Origin of the sequence: Paenibacillus sp. MMS20-IR301, assembly GCF_032302195.1 — a bacterium.
Lineage (GTDB): Bacteria > Bacillota > Bacilli > Paenibacillales > Paenibacillaceae > Paenibacillus_AQ.
In genome coordinates, this window is record NZ_CP135275.1 from 516,491 (window position 1) to 538,624 (window position 22,134).

The window sequence follows — 22,134 nt, forward strand, 5'->3', positions numbered from 1 at the left end:
TCACGCCAATAAACTTAAAGGAGGTGGACCATGCGGAGAAATACCCTGTACCGCAAGTACTTCAAAGATAATCTGTTTATGCGCTTTACCCTGATTGTATCCTGCGTCTTCATTGCGACCATTATCGCTTTCTCTTATCTTGTCCTCATGCTGATTTCGGATTCCGCCGTGCAGCGGCAGATGGACAACCAGCGCAATACGATGGAGGGCATCAGCAAGTATGTAGAGAACAAATACCAGTCTGTACAGGATATGATTCGCGATGTATACCGTGACGGGAGCCTGGCGAGCAATACCACATTTCTGCTGGAGCATCCGTTCAGCGAGTATGTAGAGCACCGGCTGGACCGCTATTTCGCGGCTGATCAGCCTACATCTGATGCTGTGCAGTTTTTTCAGAACAAAATTGACGACGATCCGGATATCCGCAGCCTGATGCTGTACAGTGCCAATCAGCAGGTGATGTACTATTACAAGGCCCGCCGGCAGTTTGATATGGTGTCCACCAATGCCGCCCATTCCTTTGTCCCGGATTCTATGTATCTGGATGAGGAGAGTCTGGTGTCTGTGCCGAACATCTGGGTTCTGCAGAGTATCGGAATGCAGCGCTCACCCATGTTCTCGGTGAAAATTCCGATCAACAATAAAACGTCGCTGCTGAATATCGGCCAAATCCTAGTCTACTTCGATTCCACCGCCATCCGGCAGGCCATGAGCAACTACAAAGAGGAATTTAAAGGTGAAATCCTTGTGCTTTCCGCGCAGAATGAAGTGATTTTTGATAGCTCGGGTAAGGGCTACGGTACCAAATACCGGGGCCTTGCAGGAATGAATTCGGGCGAGGAGGTTACGGTGGACGGTATGGTGGTGACCAGCCTGACCCAAAGCCAGGCCGGCTACTCCGTAGTCAGCATGATTTCCAAGAAAGAGCTGGCAGAGACCTACCGCAGTGCGCGGAACACAATCATTTCTATAGCCCTCGTCTGCATTCTGTTCGCTGTATTGCTGCCGGCGATGTTTATTTCTAATTTTGCCAAGAGAACACACCGCATTATCCGCTTTACCCGCAAGGTGAAGAACGGGGATCTCAATACCCGGATTATCGACAGTAAGGAAGACGAGCTGGGCCAGATTGCCAAAAGCTTCAATAGTATGCTCGATGAGCTTAACCAGTATATTGATCAGGTATATAAAGCTGAAATCAAACAGAAGCATACGGAGATCGCCACCCTTGAGGCCCGCGTGAATCCGCATTTTCTGTATAATACTTTGGAAGTCATACGGATGCGGGCTATTTCCAGCGGGGCGAAGGATGTCGGGGAGATGATCTACAGCCTGTCGGTGCTCTTCAAATCCTATGTCCGTCCCAAAGCAAGATATACGTTCAAGGATGAGCTGGAGGCGTGCCGCATGTATCTGGAGTTATTCCGCATCCGCTATAAGGACCGGTTCGCCTATACGATTGAATGCAGTAAAGAGCTGGAGGATTTGCCTATACCCAAAATGTCGCTTCAGCCGGTAATCGAAAACTATATTCTGCATGGCATGCGGACCGGACAGGCGGACAATAAGGTCAGCATCAGGGCGTATCCGGATCAGCAGGGTATCCAGGTTGTCATTGCCGATAACGGGCTGGGCATTCCCGCTGAGCGTCTGGATGAACTCCGGCTGGGGCTGGAGGATAACGGGACAATGTCCGGGTCAGAGTCGTTCGGGCTGCGGAGTATCCATGAGCGGTTAAGGCTGATGTACGGGAAACCGTATGGCGTAGGCCTGATTAGTGAAGCAGGGGCAGGAACCGAAGTGACTATTACTTTCCCATATCCCGCCAAGGAGGATACAGAGCATGTATAAGGTATTTATTGTAGATGATGAGCCGTTCATTCTCAGCGGCCTGCAGGATATTCTGGACTGGGAGCTTCTGGGTCTTACGATTACAGGGCAGGCGGAGAACGGGCAGGAAGCCCTTGAGCAGCTGCGCGAGGCGCCTGCTGATATTCTGATTACCGATATTTCTATGCCTGTAATGACAGGGCTTGAGCTGATCCGTGCGGCACAGGAATTCAATCCGGAGATGAAGGCCGTTGTGCTGAGCGGGTACGATGAGTTCAAGTATGTAAAAGAGGGCCTGTCGCTCGGGATTGAGAATTATCTGCTCAAGCCGATCAACCTGGAGGAATTCCACAGCACGCTTGAGACCATTGTGGAGAAGCTGGATGTCTCAAGGCTTGATACGGAATGGTCCCAGTATACGAACTCCGTGCTTAAGGATAATGTGCTGCTGCGCTGGCTGCGGGGCCAGATCGATGCCGGGGAGCTGTCAGAACGGCTGGGCCTGCTCGGCTTATCGGTCAGCAAGCGTTATGTCCAGGTGGCGCTGATTCAGGCAGAACCGGCGACGGAAGCCTTCAGGACTAACGCGGCCGCACTGGTTGGCACCCATCCTTCGTTCTTCATGTTCTGGGATTCGGATAATGATCTGGTGCTCATACATAATTTCGGGGATGAGCTGGCCGGGGCGGAGGGGATGGCCTCTATGCTGCAGGAAATCACCAGCCTTAGCATATCCGGCCAGCGTCTGCGCATTGCAGTCGGTGCGGTTGCCGAGGCGGAGCAGGATGCTCCTTCCAGCTATGAGCAGGCGAAGCAGGCGCAGGAATTCCTGGAGATCCATCCGGAGCGCAGCATGATTTATTATGAGCAGCTGAAGGACCGCAAAGGAAATCTGGAAGCGGCCTTGCCGGAGGACTGGAGTGAATATTCCAAATTAATGATGTCCAAGAATTATGAGGCGCTGGCAGAGAAGCTGGATGCCTATACTGCTGATGCAAGCATGGAGGGCTTGACCCCCGAGCTGCTCCGGGAGATCTCCCTGGAGTGGATTCTGTACTTCCGGATGCTGATCAAGGATATCCGCAGCGAAATGGAGCGGGAGCTGATTGCCGAGGGGCTGACCGCTATCCGCAGGGTGCATTCCCTGCCCGGCCTGTCGGCTGCGCTGAAGCAGACAGCCGGCAGCATCATCGGGCTGCTGGACCGGGAGATGAAGAGTCCGGTGGTGAATCAGGTGCTGAATTATATTGAGAAATCCTACAGCGAGGACCTGTCGCTGAAGAAGCTGGGCTTCATGTTCAATATTCATCCAGTGTATCTCGGGCAGCTCTTCCACAAAGCAACCGGCGAATCCTTCGCGGAGTATATGAACCGTTACCGGATCGAGCGGGCCAAGGAGCTGCTGCGCTCGACCAACCAGAAGGTGCATGAGATCGCCAGGAATGTGGGCTACTGGGAGATGGGGTATTTCTACAAGCAGTTCAAGAAATATGTAGGCGTCTCACCGACTGAATTCAAGGGGCTGCTCTAGGGCAGCTCTTTTTGTAGTGTCTCCCCAAGTACCTGGGGGACAAGTCTGACCCTTACGGACACCACAGCCCTCAAAAGTTCATTATCGGCCCAATTGCCGGGCTTGCGGACATCAGCGCTCTTATTCGTCACTTTTCTTGTGATAACTCCACTTTCAAAGTCTTCACCAGGACAATTAAGCAGGCAGTTAAGTTCGTCCGGGAGATAAGCTGTTAGCTTCCCGGGCTTGTTATGTTCATGTGAGAGCGCTTTATATTTAACTTTAATCTGTACCATTGTTTATTTACTTTGTTAACTATTTGCTCAAAAACCCCTTTGATATAATTTAACTATGTTAAACGGAGGTAATAAAGGGCCCGGCATTCTGTTCTTTTGGTAGCGCTATCTTTGCGCTCTAATGCTTAGAAAATCATTATGAATACATTTACAGCAGAAAGGAACGTCAACATGAACACTAAGAAGACAAAGGGAATGAAGAGAAAAAAATCCCGCTGGACAAAGGATGATACAGAGCTTGCGTTACTTGCCTTGCCGACCACGGTATGGTACATCCTCTTCAGTTTCTTGCCTATGTTCGGCATCATTATTGCATTTAAGGACTTTAGGATCAAAGGCGGCTTTCTATCGAGTATTGTGAACAGCTCCTGGGCTGGAGGCAATGGCCTTAAAAACTTTGAATCCTTGTTCAATTTTGGAGATATCGGGATTATCATCCGCAACACGCTTCTGTATAATATCGTTTTTATCATTCTCGGTATTGTTATTCCGGTTATATTAGCGCTTATGATTTACCAGCTGCACAGCCGGAAGGCGACCAAGGTCTATCAGACGGCACTGTTTATGCCTTATTTCCTTTCCTATGTAGTAGTGGCCGCAGTGGTCTTTGGTTTCCTTAGTTATGACAAAGGACTGTTGAACAGTTTCGTAGAGCAGGCAGGCGGCGAGCGGATCCAGTGGTATATGCAGCCGAGTTACTGGCCGTATCTGCTGACCTTTATGAACCTGTGGAAATCCCTGGGTTACGGAATGGTGGTATATCTGGCCTCCATCGTAGGCATGGATGGCACTTACTATGAAGCCGCTGTGATCGACGGGGCAAGCAAATGGAATCAAATGAGATATATAACCTTGCCGCTTATGAAGCCCGTCATTATCATCATGTTCATTCTCAACGTAGGGCGAATCTTCTATTCGGACTTCGGACTGTTCTATCAGGTTCCGCAGGCGTCCAATTCATTATTTGATGTGACTTATACCATTGATGTCTATGTATATTCCATGATGAAATCCGGAACCACCGGTATGGCTTCAGCTGCTGCGTTCGTTCAGTCTGCAGTGGGGTGCCTCACGATTCTTGCGGCCAATGCTATTGTGAAGAAAATCGATAAAGACAGCGCAATGATTTGAGGCTCGAAATTAGGAGAGGTGAACTATGAAAGACGTTGCAAATGTACAAAGCGGCTTGGATAGACACAACCGTATCAAGCCATTCACGAATATTCTGTTCAACCTGGTGTTTATCATTCTCGGAATCATAGCTGTATTCCCGGTGTTATTCGTTGTCATGATTTCTTTGACCGCTGAATCCTCTATTCAGGAGCATGGCTATCAGATCATTCCTGCAGCTTTCTCGCTGGATGGTTACAGATTTCTGTATCAGCAAAGCGATATGATTCTCAGGGCTTTAGGAATTTCACTTTTTGTAACAGGTGTAGGGACCGTGCTGGGCGTAATGCTCACGACAAGCATGGGGTATGTAATGTCCCGGCCGCAGTTCCGCCTGAAAAAGTTTGTAACCTGGCTGGTATTCATTCCAATGATCTTTAACGGGGGACTGGTCTCGTCTTACTTTGTCACGGCGAACCTGCTGCATCTGAAGGATTCGATCTGGGCGCTCATCCTGCCGCTGGCAGTGAGTTCATTCAATGTAATTATCTGTAAAACATTCTTCCGCTCAACCATTCCGGATGCCTTAGTGGAATCGGCCAAAATCGACGGAGCCTCACAGCTGCGTATCTTCTTACGCATTGTGCTGCCGATATCGCTTCCGGTTCTGGCTACGATCGGATTGTTCCTGAGCTTCTCCTATTGGAACGACTGGTTCCAATCCATGCTCTATATTGATAACCAGAATATGTATTCCCTTCAAGCCCTGCTCAACAAAATCATGGGCCAAGCCGATTATTTAGCCAAAAATGCTTCTTCACTGGGCGTCAGTATCGCAGAGGCGGCAGCCAAAATGCCAAAAGAGTCCGCCCGTATGGCGATTACAGTGTTGATCGTTCTACCTATAGCCTGTGCCTATCCGTTCTTCCAGAAGTATTACACCTCAGGCTTAACTATTGGAGCTGTAAAGGAATAAGCGGCTGGCGTACAGGAATCCCAAGGGTTTCACTTGATTTATCATCATATAAAATTCCAATTGTAGGGGGAAAGTGTGTATGAACAAGAAATTCAAGATTTCTACATTAGCATGTTGTCTTGCAGTGACCACGACACTGATTGCCGGCTGTAACTCGGGAGGGAATAATGCCTCGCCTTCACCGACTGCTGCAGGAACAGAATCCACACAGCCAGCCGCAACTGCAGGTGATTCGGGAACTAAGCAAGCATCGCCTGAAGATGCGCCTACCATCGTATGGTGGCAGATTGGTACACAGCCTACGAATCTTGCAGAAGGCGTAGCCAAGATCAATGAATACACGGCAGAGAAGATTGGCGTGAAGGTTGATATTAAAGTGGCCGGCTGGGGTGATTATGACACGAAAATGAACACGATCATCAATACAGGCGAAGATTTTGATATTATGTTTGTAAACAATACTAACTATAACCGCTTCATCAACCTGGGCGCACTCGCTGACATCACCGATTCCGTCCAGAAGGATACTCCTTCCCTGTATAGTTTCATTCCTGAAACGGTATGGAACGGTACGAAGATGAACGGCAAAATTTATTCAGTTCCTACCTATAAGGATTCTTCAATGACGCAATATTTCGTCTGGGATGACAGTATTGTGCAGAAATACAATATTGATTATGCTAATATCAAAACACTGCAGGACCTCGACAAACCGTTCCGCGACATTAAAGCCGGTGAAGGAAAATCTTATTATCCGCTGCAGCTGTCCAAAGGCGACGGCTTCGCCGGTCTGCTGAATGATTATGATGACATGACACTCGGTTTGAAAGCGCTTGGTGTTAAGGTTGATGATACCTCCCGCAAAGTAGTTTCCGTATTCGAGCAGCCGGAAATTATGGAGAAGCTGAAGCTTGTCCACAGCTGGTATAAAGATGGTATTATCAATCCGGATGCCCCTACCTTGAGCGAGCCGCCTAAAAATCTTCCGTTCTTCAGCGCACAGGGCTTCCCGGGTGCCGAAGCAGGCTGGCAGGTTAACAACGGTGTTGATAAGTATGTGATGACCCAAATCTTTGGTCCGCTGTATACAACCAGCACGATTCAGGGATCACTTAACGCCATTTCCCAAAACTCGAAATACAAAGTGGAAGCTCTGAAATTCCTGGAGCTTGTGAACACGGATGCGCAGCTCAGAAATATGCTTGCATACGGAATTGAAGGACAAGACTGGAAAACGGTTGGAGACAACGTAATCGAGCGGCTGAATGATACCTGGAGCTTGCCGGGATATTCACAGGGAACCTTCTTCAATATGGCAGCGGTTTCACCTAACAGCGGCGACCAGTGGGATGCGGTGAAGAAGTTGAACGAAGAAGCGGATGCTTCTGCCCTCCTCGGATTTGCTCTGGATATTAACGATCTGGCTACAGAAGTAGCAAACAGCAAAGCAGTAATGGATAAATATCAATATGAGCTGTTAACAGGTGCTTCTGATCCTGAAGTGGTCGTTCCTAAGCTAGTCAAGGAATTGAAGGCTGCCGGGATGGATAAGATCATGGAAGAAGCCCAGAAACAGATTACAGAATATTTCAAATAAAGTTGTGAATCCGAACGATGGCGTATAAGCCATCGTTCGGATGTTTTTCAAATATAGCTTAAGGAGAAGCTGAAGCTGGTTTTAACAGGGAGTCAGAACTCCCGGGTACTTATATAAGGGGGAACGGCAATATGAGCATGAAAAAGAAACGCGTCTCCTTGTTATTAACCGCGCTTGTGACCTTGTCAATGGCACTCAGCGCATGCACGGGGAATGACAATACTGCTAATACCAACTCTTCAGATGATCCGGTAGAGCTGATCTGGTACACCATCGGTACACCCCAAAAGGATCTGAACAGGGTGCTCGAGGAAATTAATAAATATACGCTGGATAAAATCGGTGCCACCCTTGATGTGAAATTGATTGATTTCGGCGATTATACGCAAAAAATGCAGGTCATGGTCGCTTCCGGTGAGCCGATGGACATTCTGTTTACCAGTTCCTGGGCATTCGATTATGTACAGAACTCCCGCAAAGGCGCGTTCCTGCAGCTGGATGATCTGCTGAAGAACCAGGGCAAGGGGATCGTCGATGCCATTAATCCGGCTTTCATGGAAGGCTCCAAGGTTGACGGCCACAACTACGCCATTCCGGCGAATAAAGAGCTTCCGGCCCAGGAGGTCTTCCGTTTCAATAAGGAGCTGCTGGACAAGTACAATCTGGATCTTAGCTCTGTGAAAACGATGGCTGACCTTGAGCCGCTGCTCAAAACCATTAAGGAAAATGAGCCTGAAGTGACACCATACGCCATGGTGAAAGACTTCATGCCGGTTATGCCGTTTGACTATGTAATTGAGAAGATGCCAATGGCGGTTTATATGGACACTTCAGACTATAAAGTTGTGAATATCTTTGAAACGCCGGAAATGAAGGAAGCCCTTCAGACCGTCCGTAAGTTCTATCTGGCAGGCTACATCTCCCCTGAAGTAGCTACTTCCACATCAGTGGATGATCTGTACAAAGCCGGTAAATGGTTCACTGACCGTGCGGCAACCCAGCCGCTGGCCGACAATCTGTGGAGCGTAAGCTATGGTTATCCGGTTATCTCCACACCAGCCAGTCAGCCTTATATATATAACTGGTCTGTGATGGGCTCCATGCAGGCGATCTCTGCCAACTCCGAGCATCCGGAGCAGGCGATGGAGTTCCTGAATCTGCTGAATACAGATCCCGTGCTGCGCAACATGATGGATTCGGGTATCGAAGGTGTGCATTACGAGAAGATCAGCAGCAACATGATCCGGAACCTCCCGGAGGCCAAGAACTATGACATGGCTACCTTTTCCCTGGGTAATATCATGATTAACTATCTGAATGAAGGCGACCCGGAGAACAAATGGGAACAGTTCAAGCAATTCAATGATTCCGGTATCCCTGCGCCGCTGCTTGGCTTCAACTTCGATACATCCAAAATTACGAATGAAATTGCTGCCGTTCAGAACGTCAAGGAAGAATTCTGGGCACCGCTGATGACAGGATCTGTAGATCCGGATCAATATCTGGACAAAGCTAATGAGAAATTCAAAGCAGCCGGTCTGGATACTATCATTGCCGAAGCACAAACACAGCTTGACGCCTGGAAAGCAGCTAACGATAAGTAATAACTTATTGAAGACCGGGCAGGTGAACAGACCGGCCTGGTCTTTGTGTATCCGGGCATGAATTGTCCGGCATAGGAGGAGCTGGGGGCGTGGGGAAGATAGGAAAGTCCGCCAAAGAGATTGTCAGAAATAAAGCACTGCTGCTCATGGTTCTCCCGGGCACCCTTTGGTTTTTATTTTTCTCTTATCTGCCTATGGTGGGGACAGTGATTGCCTTCAAGGAATACCGGTTCAGCCGGGACGGCTTCTGGGCCAGTATGATGAATAGCCGCTGGGCCGGCTGGGATAACTTCAAATTTCTGTTCAGCACGAATGATGCCCTCCTGATCACACGCAATACGCTTCTATATAATATGGCCTTCATTATTCTCGGCCTGCTGTTCTCCGTGCTGCTGGCGGTTGTGCTGTCAGAGCTTGCGGGCAAGAAGCTGGCCAAGCTGTACCAGACGGGAATGTTCCTGCCCTATTTCCTGTCATGGGTCGTTGTCGGATATTTCACCTTCAGCTTGCTCAGCTCGGAGCGGGGGCTGCTGAATGGACTGCTGGGTACAGAGATTTCCTGGTATTCGGAAGCGCAGTACTGGCCGTTCATTATTGTGCTTGTCTATTTGTGGAAGGCTGCCGGGTATAGCAGCGTAGTCTATCTGGCGGCCATCATGGGCATCGACAAGTCCCTGTACGAAGCGGCGATGATCGACGGGGCCGGCAAGCTCCAGCAGATCCGCAATATTACGCTGCCGATGCTGAAGCCGGTCATTGTTATTATGACCTTACTTGCGGTCGGGAGGATTTTTTATGCAGACTTCGGGCTGTTCTATCAGGTGCCGAGGAATTCGGGGACGCTCTACAGCGTGACGAGCGTCATTGATACGTATGTGTACCGCGGGCTTAAGGCGACCGGTGAGATTGGAATGAGCACGGCAGCCGGCTTGTATCAGTCCGTGGTGGGCTTCGTACTGGTCATCACCGCGAACTATATGGTGCGTAAATTCGATAAGGATAGTGCATTATTCTAGGGGAAATGAAGGAAAGAGAGGTCACGCGATGTCTGGTAGGCCCGTGAAACCGCGCGACTTCCATCAGCTGCCGCTCTGGTGGAATATCATCTTCAACTGTATTGCCGGAGGCTTTGCCCTGCTGTGCATTCTCCCGTTTCTGTTTGTGGTGCTCATCTCCTTCACGGACGAAGGGGTGCTGGCACGGGACGGCTATCAATTCATTCCGGCCAAGTGGAGTACGCTGGCGTATCAATATATTTTTGACTCGGGAGACACGCTGCTCCGCGCTTACGGGGTGAGCCTTACCGTAACCCTGACCGGTACGCTGGTCAGCCTGCTGCTTATTTCACTCTATGCTTATGCCATTTCACGTAAAAGCTTTAAGTACCGTCATTTTTTCACGTTCTTTGCCTTCTTCACCATGCTGTTCAACGGCGGGCTGGTTCCCACCTATATGATCGTGACTCAGCTGCTTGGCCTGAAGGACAGCATCTGGGCACTGGTGCTGCCGCTGGCGGTTAACGCCTTTTACATTATGATTCTGCGTACCTTCTATATAACCAGCGTACCGGATGCCCTGATGGAGTCGGCCAAAATCGACGGAGCCGGGGAATTCCGCATCTTCCTGAGCATCGTTCTGCCGCTGTCGCTGCCCGGTCTGGCTACCATTGGGCTGTTCAGCACGCTCGGATACTGGAACGACTGGTTTAATGCCCTGCTCTATATAGATAATCCGGATCTGGTGCCGCTGCAGTCGCTGCTGATGCGGATTGAGACCAGTATGCAGTTCATTCTGCAGAATTCACAGAACAGCTCACTTAGTCTGGAAGCGCTGCGCTCCATGCCTCAGGATACCTCGCGGATGGCAATGGTTGTGCTGGCTACAGGGCCGGCGATCTTCGCCTACCCGTTCTTCCAGCGTTACTTCATCCAGGGGCTTACCGTGGGAGCCGTCAAAGAATAGCAATATAAACAAAGAAAGGTGTGGAGTACATGTTATACAGAGACCGTACAAAGCCTGCTGAGGAGCGGACCGCGCATCTGCTGGGGCTGATGACGACAGAAGAGAAGGTTGGCCAGCTGATCCAGCTGTTCGGGTGGCAGACCTATGAATATATACAAGACAGCGAGGAAGCGGCCGGAGGCCATGTGCAGCTGACCGAAGAATTCAAACGCAGAATCCGTGAAGGCGGTATCGGCTCCCTGTATGGAACCCTGCGGGCAGATCCGTGGACGGGAGTTACGCTGGACAACGGCCTTGGACCGCGCGCCGGGGCGGAAGCGGTGAATGCCATTCAGCGCTATGCCCTGGAGCATTCCAGGCTGGGCATCCCCCTGCTGATCGGGGAAGAATGCTCGCACGGGCATATGGCGATCGGGGCGACGGTATTCCCCGTGCCGCTGCTGATCGGCAGCACCTGGAATGTGGACCTGTACCGCGAGATGTGCCGGGCCGTGGCTCTGGAGACCCGGAGCCAGGGCGGGGCCGTAACCTATTCGCCGGTGCTGGATGTGGTGCGCGATCCCCGCTGGGGCCGCACCGAGGAGTGCTTCGGCGAAGACCCGTATCTCATCGGTGAATTCGCCGCCGCTTCGGTGGAAGGGCTACAGGGGGAGGATCTCAGCAGCGCGTCCAGTGTAGGCGCGACGCTGAAGCATTTCGTCGCTTACGGCAGCTCCGAGGGCGGCCGGAATGCCGGCCCTGCGCATATCGGCAAGCGGGAGCTGCTGGAGGTTGATCTGTATCCTTTCCGCAAAGCGGTGGAGGCCGGCGCTGCATCGGTTATGCCTGCCTACAACGAAATTGACGGCGTACCCTGCACAACCAATAAGGAGCTGCTGCAGGATGTACTGCGGGATGAATGGGGCTTCCGCGGCATGATTATTACCGATTGCGGAGCCATTGATATGCTGGCCTCGGGCCATGATACGGCAGAGAGCGGTGAAGATGCGGCTGTGCAGGCGCTTCAGGCGGGAATTGACATGGAGATGTCCGGGGAGATGTTCGGCCGGCATCTGCTTGCGGCGCTCCGCTCCGGCCGGCTTGCGGAGTCGTTCGTTGATGAAGCCGCCTCCCGGGTGCTTGACCTGAAGTTCAGGCTGGGGCTGTTTGAACAGCCGTTTGCTGACCCGGACCTGGCGGAGGCGGTTATCGGCAGCGAAGACCATGCGGAGCTGGCCCGGAGCATCGCCGCTGAAGGCATTGTGCTGCTGAAGAATGACGGGGTGCTGCCGCTGTCTAAGCACAGCGGCAGGATCGCTGTCATCGGGCCGAATGCCGATGCCGGCTATAACCAGCTCGGGGATTATACCTCCCCGCAGCCGCCCGGCAAGGTGGCGACGGTGCTCGGCGGAATCCGCAGCAAGCTAGCCGCAGAGCCGGAGCGGGTCATCTATGCGCCGGGCTGCCGGATTAAGGACCAGTCCGCTGAGGGCCTGGAGCCGGCCATGCAGGCAGCAGCCGGGGCGGACACGGTCGTTCTGGTACTGGGCGGGTCCAGCGCGCGGGACTTCGGTGAAGGCAGCATTGACCTGCGGACCGGAGCCTCGAAGGTTACGGAGAATGAGCTGAGCGACATGGACTGCGGGGAAGGGATCGACCGGATGTCACTGCACCTGTCCGGCATCCAGCTGGAGCTGATGCAGCAGCTGAAAGCACTGGGCAAGCCGGTGGTCGTTGTCTATATCAACGGTCGTCCTGTTGCCGAGCCTTGGATTGATGAGCATGCGGATGCCATTCTGGAAGCCTGGTATCCCGGCCAGGAAGGCGGACATGCCGTTGCCGACATCCTGTTCGGCGATGTCAATCCGTCCGGCCGGCTGACGGTTTCCCTGCCCGTGGATGCTGGGCAGCTGCCCGTGTATTACCTCGGCAAACGCTCGCGCGGTGCCCGTTATCTGGAAGGGGCGGCTCATCCCCGTTATCCCTTCGGATTCGGTTTAAGCTATACCGAATTCTGCTACAGCGGACTCAGGATTGAACCGGCGGAGATTCCGGCTGACGGGACTGCAGAAGTTACGGTTACCGTTGAGAATACCGGCTCCTGCCAAGGTGCAGAGGTTGTTCAGCTGTATATTTCCGACTCTGTCAGCAAGGTGACTAGACCGGCGAAAGAGCTCAAGGGGTTCCGTAAAATCGTTCTGGAGCCTGGAGCGAAGCAGAACGTCTCCTTCACAATCGGCGCAGAACAGCTGAGCTACATCGGACCGGAATATAAGCCGGTGGTCGAGCCGGGAGATTTCCGGGTCAGGGTCGGCCGGAATGTCAATGATACGCTTGATATTGCACTAGTTGTTATGGAGGAATAGACATGGAACTTATGGATATGGAACGAATTAACCGGTTTATCCGTGAATTAGCGCAGCAGCAATGGCTGGAGTACCGGGCGATTGAGGACTGGAAGGTCTTCTCCACCGAATACAGGCTGCCGGGCGATTACGCTGAGCTGCAGCCGTATCACGGCAGTGAGGCCTTCAGCCTGTTTCCGAGTGTTCAGGGAACCACCTATTTCTTCCGCACGAGACTGGACATTCCTGCCGGCTGGACCGGGGCGGACACCGGCATCCTCTTCCGCTCCGGCGGAGAAGGGCTGCTGCGGGTTAACGGGGCCTCACGCCAGGGGCTGGACCGCAATCATACCTTTGCCGCCCTCGACCCGGAAGCCGACAGCCGGGTACCGGAGCTGGAGATCGAGCTCTATGATCCCATCCCGGAACCGGATGACCCGCTGAATAAGCAGGCGGTCATCCAGCCGCCGGTCCGCTCGGTTACCGCTGCCCTGGTACGGGCGAACCTGCCGGTGCAATCGCTGATGTATACAGCGACTGTTATCCGTGATTCGGCGCTGCTGCTGCCGGAGCAGGATTTCCGCCGGGAACGTATCCTTGAGGCGCTGATCCGGGCGATGGATGCCTTTGTGTTCATGGGGCCGGAGGCTGCAATGAACGGCGGCAGCATCGCCGGTATTGAACAGGAGCTGGCATCAGCAGTACGGAGTATAGGCGGCAACAGCGAAGGCTTCATTCATATGATCGGCCAGTCGCATATCGATCTCGCCTGGCTGTGGCCGGCACGGGAAACGGTGCGTAAGACGAGCCGGACATTCTCCACGGTGAATGCACTCATGGAGCAGTACCCGGATTACCGTTATGCCCAGAGTCAGCCGCAGCTGTTCGCTTACCTGAAGGAGAATGATCCGGAGCTGTACGGGAAGGTCAAGGAACGGATCCGCGAAGGCCGCTGGGAGCTGGTCGGCGGCATGTGGGTGGAGCCGGATCTTAATATTCCAAGCGGTGAATCGCTGATGCGGCAGATGCTCTACGGACAGGGCTTCTACCAGGAGGAGTTCGGGCTGCGCTCAGAGATTGAGTGGCTGCCGGATACCTTCGGGTATTGTGCATCCCTGCCGCAGATCCTGAAGCACGGCAAGATCCGCTACTTCATGACTACCAAGCTAGGCTGGAATGATACAAATCTGTTCCCTTATGATCTGTTCCGCTGGGTGGGCATCGACGGCACCGCACTCTTGTCCTTCATGAATCACGGGGTGAACGAGAATACGCTGCCGAAGGATGTCCATGACCACTGGCAGTCCTACCGTGAGAAAGCTGTCCACAGCGAGCAGATGCTGCTGTACGGACATGGTGACGGCGGCGGCGGAGTTACGCGGGAGATGCTGGAATACATCAACCGTTCGGAGCTGATGGTGGGCCAGCCATCCTCAGGCTACAGCACGGCGGCTGACTTCTTCGCAGGCATTGAACAGGCGAAGCCGCAGCTGCCACTCTGGCAGGGTGACCTGTATCTGGAGCTGCACCGGGGAACATATACAACGCATGCGCGCAATAAGCGCAATAACCGCAAGGCCGAAATCCTGTACCGCGAGGCCGAGCTGTGGCAGACGCTGGCCGGAGGCCGGCTGCAGCCGGAGGGGCGGGAAGCGGTGAACCAGGCGCTGCATGACGGCTGGAAGCTGCTTCTGTTCAACCAGTTCCATGACATCATCCCCGGCTCTTCGATTCCCGAGGTCTATCAGACCTCAGAGAAGGAGTACAAGGATGTCTTCTCCCTGGGGGAGCAGAGCCTGAAGACGGTCACGGAGGCCGTTGTTTCCGGCATCCATGCGGAAGGTGAAGGCCGGCCGTATGTTGTACTGAACAGCCTGGGCTGGGCCCGGGATATGGTTGTTGAGCTTCAGGTTGACAACGAAGCTGAGGATGCTGCGTTGATGGTATATGACCAGAACGAAGGACGCCTGGCGGCAGAGTCTGTTGCTGCCGGAGAGCAGAGTCTTCTGCGTGTCCGGGTGCCGGAGGTTCCGGCCTTCGGGTATAAGACTGTATGGGTGAGAGCGGAGAAACAGACGGCGGTTGAAGGCGGTCAGCGTGCGGCTTCGGGTTCAGCGCCGGTGTTTGAAGACCGCTGGGAGACAGATTATTACCGGCTCAGCTTCAATGAACGGGGTGAAATCATCAGCCTGTACGACAAGGAAGCCCGGCGGGAGATTGTGAAGCCCGGGGAACGCGCGAACCGGCTGTATTTCTTCCATGACCGTCCGGTACTCTGGGATGCCTGGGATATCGACAGCCGCTACGAAGCGCAGCCTGCCGGAGATGCGGTGCTTCTGGAGCGCAGGCTGCTGTCGTCCGGTCCGGTCTGTGATGTGCTGTTCTTCCGCTGGAGCATCGGCCAGTCTGAGATCCGGCAGGAGCTGATCCTGTATCATGCCGACCGGAGAATCGATTTCAAGACAACGGCCGACTGGCATGAAGCCCACAAGCTGCTGAAGGTCGGCTTCCCAGTAGATGTAATAACCAGCAAGGCGACCTATGAAATTCCGTTCGGTGCGCTGGAGCGGGTTACCCACCGCAATACCAGCTGGGAGCAGGCGCAGTATGAGGTATGCGGGCATCGGTTCGCCGATGTGTCCGAGCATGACTATGGCGTCAGCCTGCTGAATGACTGCAAGTACGGCTATGACATTCAGGGCAGCACGATCCGGCTGTCGCTGCTGCGCGCACCGCGCTGGCCGGATCATTCGGCCGATCAGGGCACACATGAATTTACGTATTCCCTTTATCCGCACCGCGGAGACTGGCGCACGGCGCATACGCTGCGCAAAGCAGCGGAGCTGAATCATCCGGCCTATGCCGTTGCTGCTGCCATTGCTTCAAGTGCAGGTGCAAGGGCAGGCACAGCTTCAGCTGCCGGCATGCTGCCGGCGGCAGGCTCCTTTATTCCCTTTGACGGGAAGCAGGTTATCCTCGACACGGTCAAACCGGCCGAAGACGGCAGCGGCAGCATTCTGCGGCTGTACGAATCGGCAGGCGGGCGTGAAACGGTGAAGCTCAGCTGGCCACAGCCGTATTCCAGGCTGTACTTATCGAATGCGCTGGAGGAAGAGGAAGAGCTGCTGCAGGCTGAAGACGGAGTGCTGACTCTGGAATTCCGCCCGTTCGAGATCAAGACGGTCAAAATCATTCACGATTAAGTTTGAACCTGTGATCTCGGACTTCGATAGAGGGAGTAAGTGGGTAAATAAGTGAGCTCCAGCATGCCGCACAGATAAATGGGCTGAAAGGGCCCTCTGTTAAGAAAGTAGCCAGTCATTTACGCTTATGCAAGTGACTGGCTAAGCGTTGCGGACATGAGAGACGTTAAGCCCGCGGAAAGGCACCCGAGTGCCGGGCCTTAAGGACACCAGCGCCGTTATTTCACCGGAAAAGTGAAGTTAGCCCATGAAAAGCGGCGGATAAGGGCCGTGGAGTCCGTAAGACCGCCCCAAAGGCCTATTTTGAGCGAATAAGGGCAGTCATGTCCGTAAGGGTCAGCATTGGGTTGGATTTGACCGGAGAGATGGCATTCGTCCTCTATAACCTGATCTAACGCCGTATTTGATTTGGCTTAGCGGTGAATGTCCGTATAATAAGCTGCCGCGCGGGTAAGCGGTGAATTCAATAGAATCATAGAGCCTGAAATTACGATGACAGGATTAAGGATATTGTTATAAACACTTAAGGGCCGCGATAGAGCGGCATGTATATCATCAACAGAATAAAGCTAAGGAGACTACCACATTGGAACAATTCAGACTACCCCAGATTGAGATGCCTGAGCTGGCGCTGCCGTCAGCCATTCAGAACGTGCTTGCCGAAGCCGATATGAAGCTGGCCCGCCGCCCCAAGCTGCAGCGGCTGTTCAAGAACTGTTTCCCGAACACGCTGGAGACCACAACCAAGCTGCTTGAGGACGGGACGACGTTTGTGATTACGGGCGATATTCCCGCCTGCTGGCTGCGTGATTCGGTAGAGCAGGTCATTCATTATGTGCCTTTTGCCAAGAATGACCCGGATTTGCAGCGTATTATCGGCGGGCTGATCAAACGGCATACAGAGTATGTGCTGATAGATCCTTATGCCAACGCGTTCAACGAAACGGCCAACGACTGGCACTGGAATGCCGGGGATGTAACGGAGATGTCGCCCTGGGTCTGGGAGCGTAAGTTCGAGATTGACTCGCTCTGCTTCGTGATCCGGCTGGCTCATGCCTACTGGGAGGAGACGAAGCAGACAGATTTCTTCACGGCTGATTTCAAAAAAATGCTCCGGATCATTACGGATCTGTTCAAGCGGGAGCAGCATCACGGCGAACAATCCCCGTACCGCTTCACCCGGAATAACGGGATTATGGAGGATTCCATCCGTAACAGCGGCTTGGGCATGCCGGTCAACTATACAGGGATGATCTGGTCGGGCTTCCGTTCCAGTGACGATGCCTGCGATTTCCATTACAACATCCCGGGGAATATGTTCGCTGTGGTGGCGCTGCGGCAGATGCAGGATTTCGCCGAATGGGTCTTCCGCGATCTCAACTTCCTGGCTGAGCTGAAGGAGCTGGAGCAGGAGGTGGAGCACGGCATCAAGTTGTACGGCATCTACCGTCATCCGCAGTTCGGACCCATTTACGCTTATGAGACGGACGGCTTCGGCAATTACTGCCTGATGGACGACGCAGGAACGCCGGGCCTGATCTCCATTCCTTACCTGGGTTACCTGAAGAATGATGATCCTATCTATCAGAATACGAGACGGTTTGCACTAAGCAAGGAGAATCCGTTCTATTATGAGGGCAAGGCCGCGAAAGGCATCGGCAGTCCGCATACCCCGCCGGGCTACATCTGGCATATGGCGCTGTCCATGCAGGGGATTACAGCGGACAGCCGGGAAGAGAAGCTGGCGGTGATCGCCATGCTTGAAGCGACTGACGCCGATACCGGTTATATGCATGAAGGCTTCCTGGCGGATGATCCGTCTGTGTTCACCCGCAAATGGTTCGCCTGGTCGAACAGCCTGTTCTCCCAGCTGATCTGGCGGGCGCTGCAGGAAGGCATTCTGTAACTCTTTTATATACACAAATTCAATACACAAAGCTATATACACAAAGGAGACTTGAATATGAGCAAAATTATCGGAGAAAACTTACCCAACATTCCTTGGCAAGAGAAGCCTGAAGCAGCCGGCGGCCCGGTCTGGAGATATTCCGCCAACCCGATCATCAACCGCAATGCGATTCCGAACTCCAACAGTGTCTTTAATTCGGCGGTTGTTCCATTCGGGGACGGCTTCGCCGGGGTGTTCCGCTGTGACTCGAAATCAGTCAGTATGGATATCTTTGCCGGATTCAGCGAGGATGGCGTGAACTGGAAGATCAATCATGATCCGATTGTCTTTGAGGGCGATGAAGAGATCATCAAGCGGGAATACCGTTACGACCCCCGGGTATGCAAAATCGGTGACCGCTACTATATTTCCTGGTGCAACGGGTATCACGGGCCGACGATCGGGCTGGCGTATACGTTTGATTTTCAGACCTTCCATCAATTAGAGAACGCCTTCCTGCCGTATAACCGCAACGGTGTGCTGTTCCCGCGCAAAATCGGTGAATATTATGCTATGCTCAGCCGTCCAAGCGATACCGGACATACGCCGTTTGGCGATATCTTTTACAGCGTAAGCCCTGATCTGACCTTCTGGGGCAAACACCGTTATGTGATGGGGACAGTCAATGGCGATGCCTCCGCCTGGCAGTCGAAGAAAATTGGCCCTGGACCTATCCCTATTGAAACCGACAAGGGCTGGCTGCTGATCTACCATGGCGTAATCAACACCTGCAACGGGTTTGTCTACCGGATTGGCTGTGCGCTCCTGGATCTGGATCAGCCGTGGAAGGTGATCGGCCGCTCGCGCAATTATATCCTCGGGCCGGAAACGCTGTATGAATGTGTCGGCGATGTGCCGAATGTAACGTTCCCGTGCGCTGCGCTGACCGATGCGGCTACCGGACGGATTGCTATCTATTACGGCTGTGCCGATACGGTTACAGGTCTTGCCTTCACAACCGTGGATGAGCTGCTGCAATATATGGAGGAGTTCCCGCTGGAGACTGAGGTATAACGGCTATGAACCAATCACTGACTGCGCATATTATCTCGCATACACACTGGGACCGGGAATGGTATCTGCCCTATGAGCGCCATCATCTCCGTCTCATCCGGCTGGTGGACAGCCTGCTGGAAAAGCTTGAGCAGGAGCCGGACTTCCGCAGCTTCTTCTTCGACGGGCAGACGATTATTATTGAGGATTACCTGCAGGTGCGCCCGGAGAACCGGTCACGCCTGGAGCGCCATATCCGTGAGGGACGGATTCATATCGGTCCGTGGTACATTCTGCAGGATGCGTTCCTGACCAGCCCGGAAGCCAATGTGCGGAATCTGCAGCTCGGGCACCAGGACGCAGGAGCTTACGGGACCGTCTCCAAAATCGGTTATTTCCCGGACACCTTCGGCCTGACCGGGCAGATTCCGCAGCTGATGGTGCAGGCGGGCATTACTAATGCCTTCTTCGGGCGCGGGGTGAAGCCGACCGGCTTCAATAATACCGTCTCCGGTGACGGCTATGAATCCTCCTTCTCCGAGCTGGTCTGGGAAGGGCCGGACGGCTCTAAGGTGCTGGGCATCCTGTTCGCCAACTGGTATTCGAACGGCAATGAGATTCCGGCGGGGGCGGAGGAGGCGAAGAGCTTCTGGGAGGGCAAGCTGGCCGATGCCCGGCAGTATGCAGCCACGGACCAGCTGCTGTTCATGAACGGCTGCGACCATCAGCCGCTGCAGCTTGATCTGCCGGAGGCGATCCGTACAGCGGAGCAGCTGTACCCGGACATCGCCTTCGTCCACTCGAACTTCCCGGACTATATTCAGGCGGTGCAGGCCTCGCTCGCCGGCCGCAGCCTGTCGTCCGTGAAGGGCGAGCTGCGCAGCCAGCGCACTGACGGCTGGGGAACGCTGGTCAATACCGCTTCTGCCCGGGTCTACCTGAAGCAGCTGAACCAGCGGGGCCAGGCTCTGCTGGAGAAGGTAGCTGAGCCGCTGGCCGCAATTGCCAGGCTGCATGGCGGGGAGTATCCGCAGCATTTGCTGACCTATGCGTGGAAGACGCTGCTGCAGAACCATCCGCATGATTCCATCTGCGGCTGCAGCGTGGACGAGGTGCACCGTGAGATGGTGACGCGGTTCGATAAGAGCCGCCATATGGCAGAAGGCATCGTGGCGGACAGCATGCAGGCGATCACCGGGGCGGTGGATACGTCAGTATTTGCCGGTTATGGCGATGAGGCGATTCCGCTCGTTGTGGCGAATACCAGCGGCTGGAGCCGCACGGGCACTGTCAGCGTGGAGCTGGACGCCGCCCGCCTGTACCTGCGCGACGGCCTGCCGCTGGACGAGAACGCCCGGCGGATGCAGGCAGTGGAGCTGGACGGGCGGGTGCTCGTGGATGAACAAGGGCGGGAAATTCCTTGTTCAGTGGAGGATCTGGGGCTGAGCTTCGGCTATGATCTGCCGGAGGACAGATTCCGGCAGGCGTACAGCTGCCGCAAGGTCAAGCTGACCTTCGAAGCAGCGGATGTGCCTGCGCTGGGGCTGCGTGCCTATGCCTGGGTACACCCGGCGGCAGGAGCGGTGTCCGTGACCGCAGGATCACTTGTCCGGGATGGGCGTATCCTGGAGAACGATACGCTGCGTGCGGAGATTAAGGCAGACGGCTCCTTCTCGCTGGAGCATAAGCCGAGCGGCAGAGTATACCGTGATCTTGGCGTGTACGAGAATACCGGAGATATCGGCAACGAGTATATGTACAGACAGCCAGCAGGCGAAACTGCGCTGACAACCAAAGGGTTACCGGCAGCGGTCCGGATCATTGAAGATACTTCATACCGGGCCTCTGTGGAGATCATCCATGAATGGGAGATCCCGGCCTCGGCTGATGCTCTGCTGGAGGAAGAACAGCGGGCGCTGGTCTATTATCCGGAGCGGCAGGCGCAGCGCTCCGCAGCTACAGTGCTGCTCAAGCTGCGCACTGTGCTTAAGCTTGAGCGCAGCGGCAAGGGGCTGGAAGTGAAGAGCTACATCAGCAATACCGCCAAAGACCACCGTCTGCGGATGCTGTTCCCTACGGATCTTACCGCAGCCTCCCACCGTGTGGACTCCATGTTCGAACTGGCGGAGCGCCCGAATGAGCCGGCGCCTGAATGGCTGAATCCGAGCAATGCGCAGCATCAGCAGGCTTTTGTGGATGTGGCCGACGGGCATGCCGGTCTGACCGTTGCCAATCTTGGACTGCATGAATATGAAATTCTGCGGGACGGCCGCAGCACGGTTGCCGTTACCCTGCTGCGCTCTGTCGGCGAGATGGGCGACTGGGGCTGGTTCCCGACACCGGAAGCCCAGTGCCTTGGCGATTATTCAGCGGAGATGCTGCTTATCCCGCATAGCGGGGATACAGTGGCCTCCGGTGCCGCCGCTGCGGCGTACCAGTTCCAGATTCCGTGGACCTGCTCCCAGGCGGAGCTGCACGGCGGAAGTATTCCTGCCGTATATTCAGCGGTCCGCTGGACCGCCGATACGGCAGCCTTCTCCTCGCTCAAGATGAATGCGGACAGCGGGGACCTGCTGCTGCGCTGGTTCAATCTGAGCGCTAAGCCTTGTGAGCTGAAGCTGGAGACGGATATTGCGGCGGCTGGCTTCTATAAATCCGATGTGCTGGAGACAGGGCGGGAAGTGCTGCAGCCTGAAGGCACAGGAGCACTGAAGCTTCAGCTTGGCGGACATGAAATTGCAACGGCCGGCATCCGGCTGAGCTGATCTCAAGATGAAG

Annotated in this window: 14 protein-coding genes; 13 read left to right on the top strand and 1 reads right to left on the bottom strand. The window is 54.0% G+C overall.

Annotated elements, in window-relative coordinates; all coding sequences use genetic code 11:
• Positions 1 to 30 precede the first annotated feature (30 nt).
• Both LOS79_RS02130 and LOS79_RS02135 read left to right on the top strand, forming a co-directional pair.
• On the top strand, positions 31 to 1,854 hold the full coding sequence (locus LOS79_RS02130) for a sensor histidine kinase (RefSeq protein WP_315415931.1): 1,824 nt from the start codon (positions 31 to 33) through the stop codon (positions 1,852 to 1,854).
• Positions 1,847 to 3,364 (top strand): response regulator transcription factor, encoded by a 1,518-nt coding sequence (locus LOS79_RS02135; RefSeq protein ID WP_315415933.1) that lies wholly within the window; start codon positions 1,847 to 1,849, stop codon positions 3,362 to 3,364. The genes LOS79_RS02130 and LOS79_RS02135 overlap by 8 nt, the downstream gene beginning before the upstream one ends.
• Here the strand turns inward: LOS79_RS02135 and LOS79_RS02140 are convergent.
• Positions 3,361 to 3,639 (bottom strand): hypothetical protein, encoded by a 279-nt coding sequence (locus tag LOS79_RS02140; RefSeq protein WP_315415934.1) that lies wholly within the window; start codon positions 3,637 to 3,639, stop codon positions 3,361 to 3,363. The genes LOS79_RS02135 and LOS79_RS02140 overlap by 4 nt on opposite strands.
• 195 nt (positions 3,640 to 3,834) lie before the next feature.
• Between LOS79_RS02140 and LOS79_RS02145 the strand changes: the two genes are divergently transcribed.
• From LOS79_RS02145 to LOS79_RS02195, 11 genes are all read left to right on the top strand, one after another.
• Positions 3,835 to 4,770 carry an ABC transporter permease gene (locus LOS79_RS02145; RefSeq protein ID WP_315415936.1) on the top strand — a complete coding sequence of 312 codons (936 nt, stop codon included), beginning with the start codon at positions 3,835 to 3,837 and terminating at the stop codon, positions 4,768 to 4,770.
• Between the two features lie 25 nt (positions 4,771 to 4,795).
• The gene (locus LOS79_RS02150) at positions 4,796 to 5,725 is read left to right on the top strand and encodes a carbohydrate ABC transporter permease (protein ID WP_315415938.1); all 930 of its coding nucleotides are present in this window, start codon (positions 4,796 to 4,798) and stop codon (positions 5,723 to 5,725) included.
• Positions 5,726 to 5,804: 79 nt separating this feature from the next.
• Positions 5,805 to 7,322 carry an ABC transporter substrate-binding protein gene (locus LOS79_RS02155; protein ID WP_315415939.1) on the top strand — a complete coding sequence of 506 codons (1,518 nt, stop codon included), beginning with the start codon at positions 5,805 to 5,807 and terminating at the stop codon, positions 7,320 to 7,322.
• Between the two features lie 131 nt (positions 7,323 to 7,453).
• Positions 7,454 to 8,926 (top strand): ABC transporter substrate-binding protein, encoded by a 1,473-nt coding sequence (locus LOS79_RS02160; RefSeq protein ID WP_315415940.1) that lies wholly within the window; start codon positions 7,454 to 7,456, stop codon positions 8,924 to 8,926.
• 146 nt (positions 8,927 to 9,072) lie between these two features.
• Positions 9,073 to 9,942 carry an ABC transporter permease gene (locus LOS79_RS02165; RefSeq protein WP_315421939.1) on the top strand — a complete coding sequence of 290 codons (870 nt, stop codon included), beginning with the start codon at positions 9,073 to 9,075 and terminating at the stop codon, positions 9,940 to 9,942.
• Between the two features lie 28 nt (positions 9,943 to 9,970).
• Positions 9,971 to 10,888, top strand: a complete 918-nt coding sequence (locus LOS79_RS02170) for a carbohydrate ABC transporter permease (RefSeq protein WP_315415942.1) — start codon at positions 9,971 to 9,973, stop codon at positions 10,886 to 10,888.
• Positions 10,889 to 10,917: 29 nt separating this feature from the next.
• Positions 10,918 to 13,233 (top strand): glycoside hydrolase family 3 N-terminal domain-containing protein, encoded by a 2,316-nt coding sequence (locus LOS79_RS02175; RefSeq protein WP_315415944.1) that lies wholly within the window; start codon positions 10,918 to 10,920, stop codon positions 13,231 to 13,233.
• 17 nt (positions 13,234 to 13,250) lie between these two features.
• Positions 13,251 to 16,415, top strand: a complete 3,165-nt coding sequence (locus LOS79_RS02180; protein WP_315421941.1) for an alpha-mannosidase — start codon at positions 13,251 to 13,253, stop codon at positions 16,413 to 16,415.
• Positions 16,416 to 17,001: 586 nt separating this feature from the next.
• Positions 17,002 to 18,321: a glycoside hydrolase family 125 protein gene (locus LOS79_RS02185; protein ID WP_315415946.1), complete on the top strand. Its 1,320-nt coding sequence runs from the start codon at positions 17,002 to 17,004 to the stop codon at positions 18,319 to 18,321.
• Positions 18,322 to 18,378: 57 nt separating this feature from the next.
• Positions 18,379 to 19,377 carry a glycoside hydrolase family 130 protein gene (locus tag LOS79_RS02190; RefSeq protein WP_315415947.1) on the top strand — a complete coding sequence of 333 codons (999 nt, stop codon included), beginning with the start codon at positions 18,379 to 18,381 and terminating at the stop codon, positions 19,375 to 19,377.
• 5 nt (positions 19,378 to 19,382) lie between these two features.
• A complete protein-coding gene (locus LOS79_RS02195; protein WP_315415949.1) occupies positions 19,383 to 22,121 on the top strand; it encodes an alpha-mannosidase in 2,739 nt (912 codons plus the stop codon).
• Positions 22,122 to 22,134: the final 13 nt, after the last annotated feature.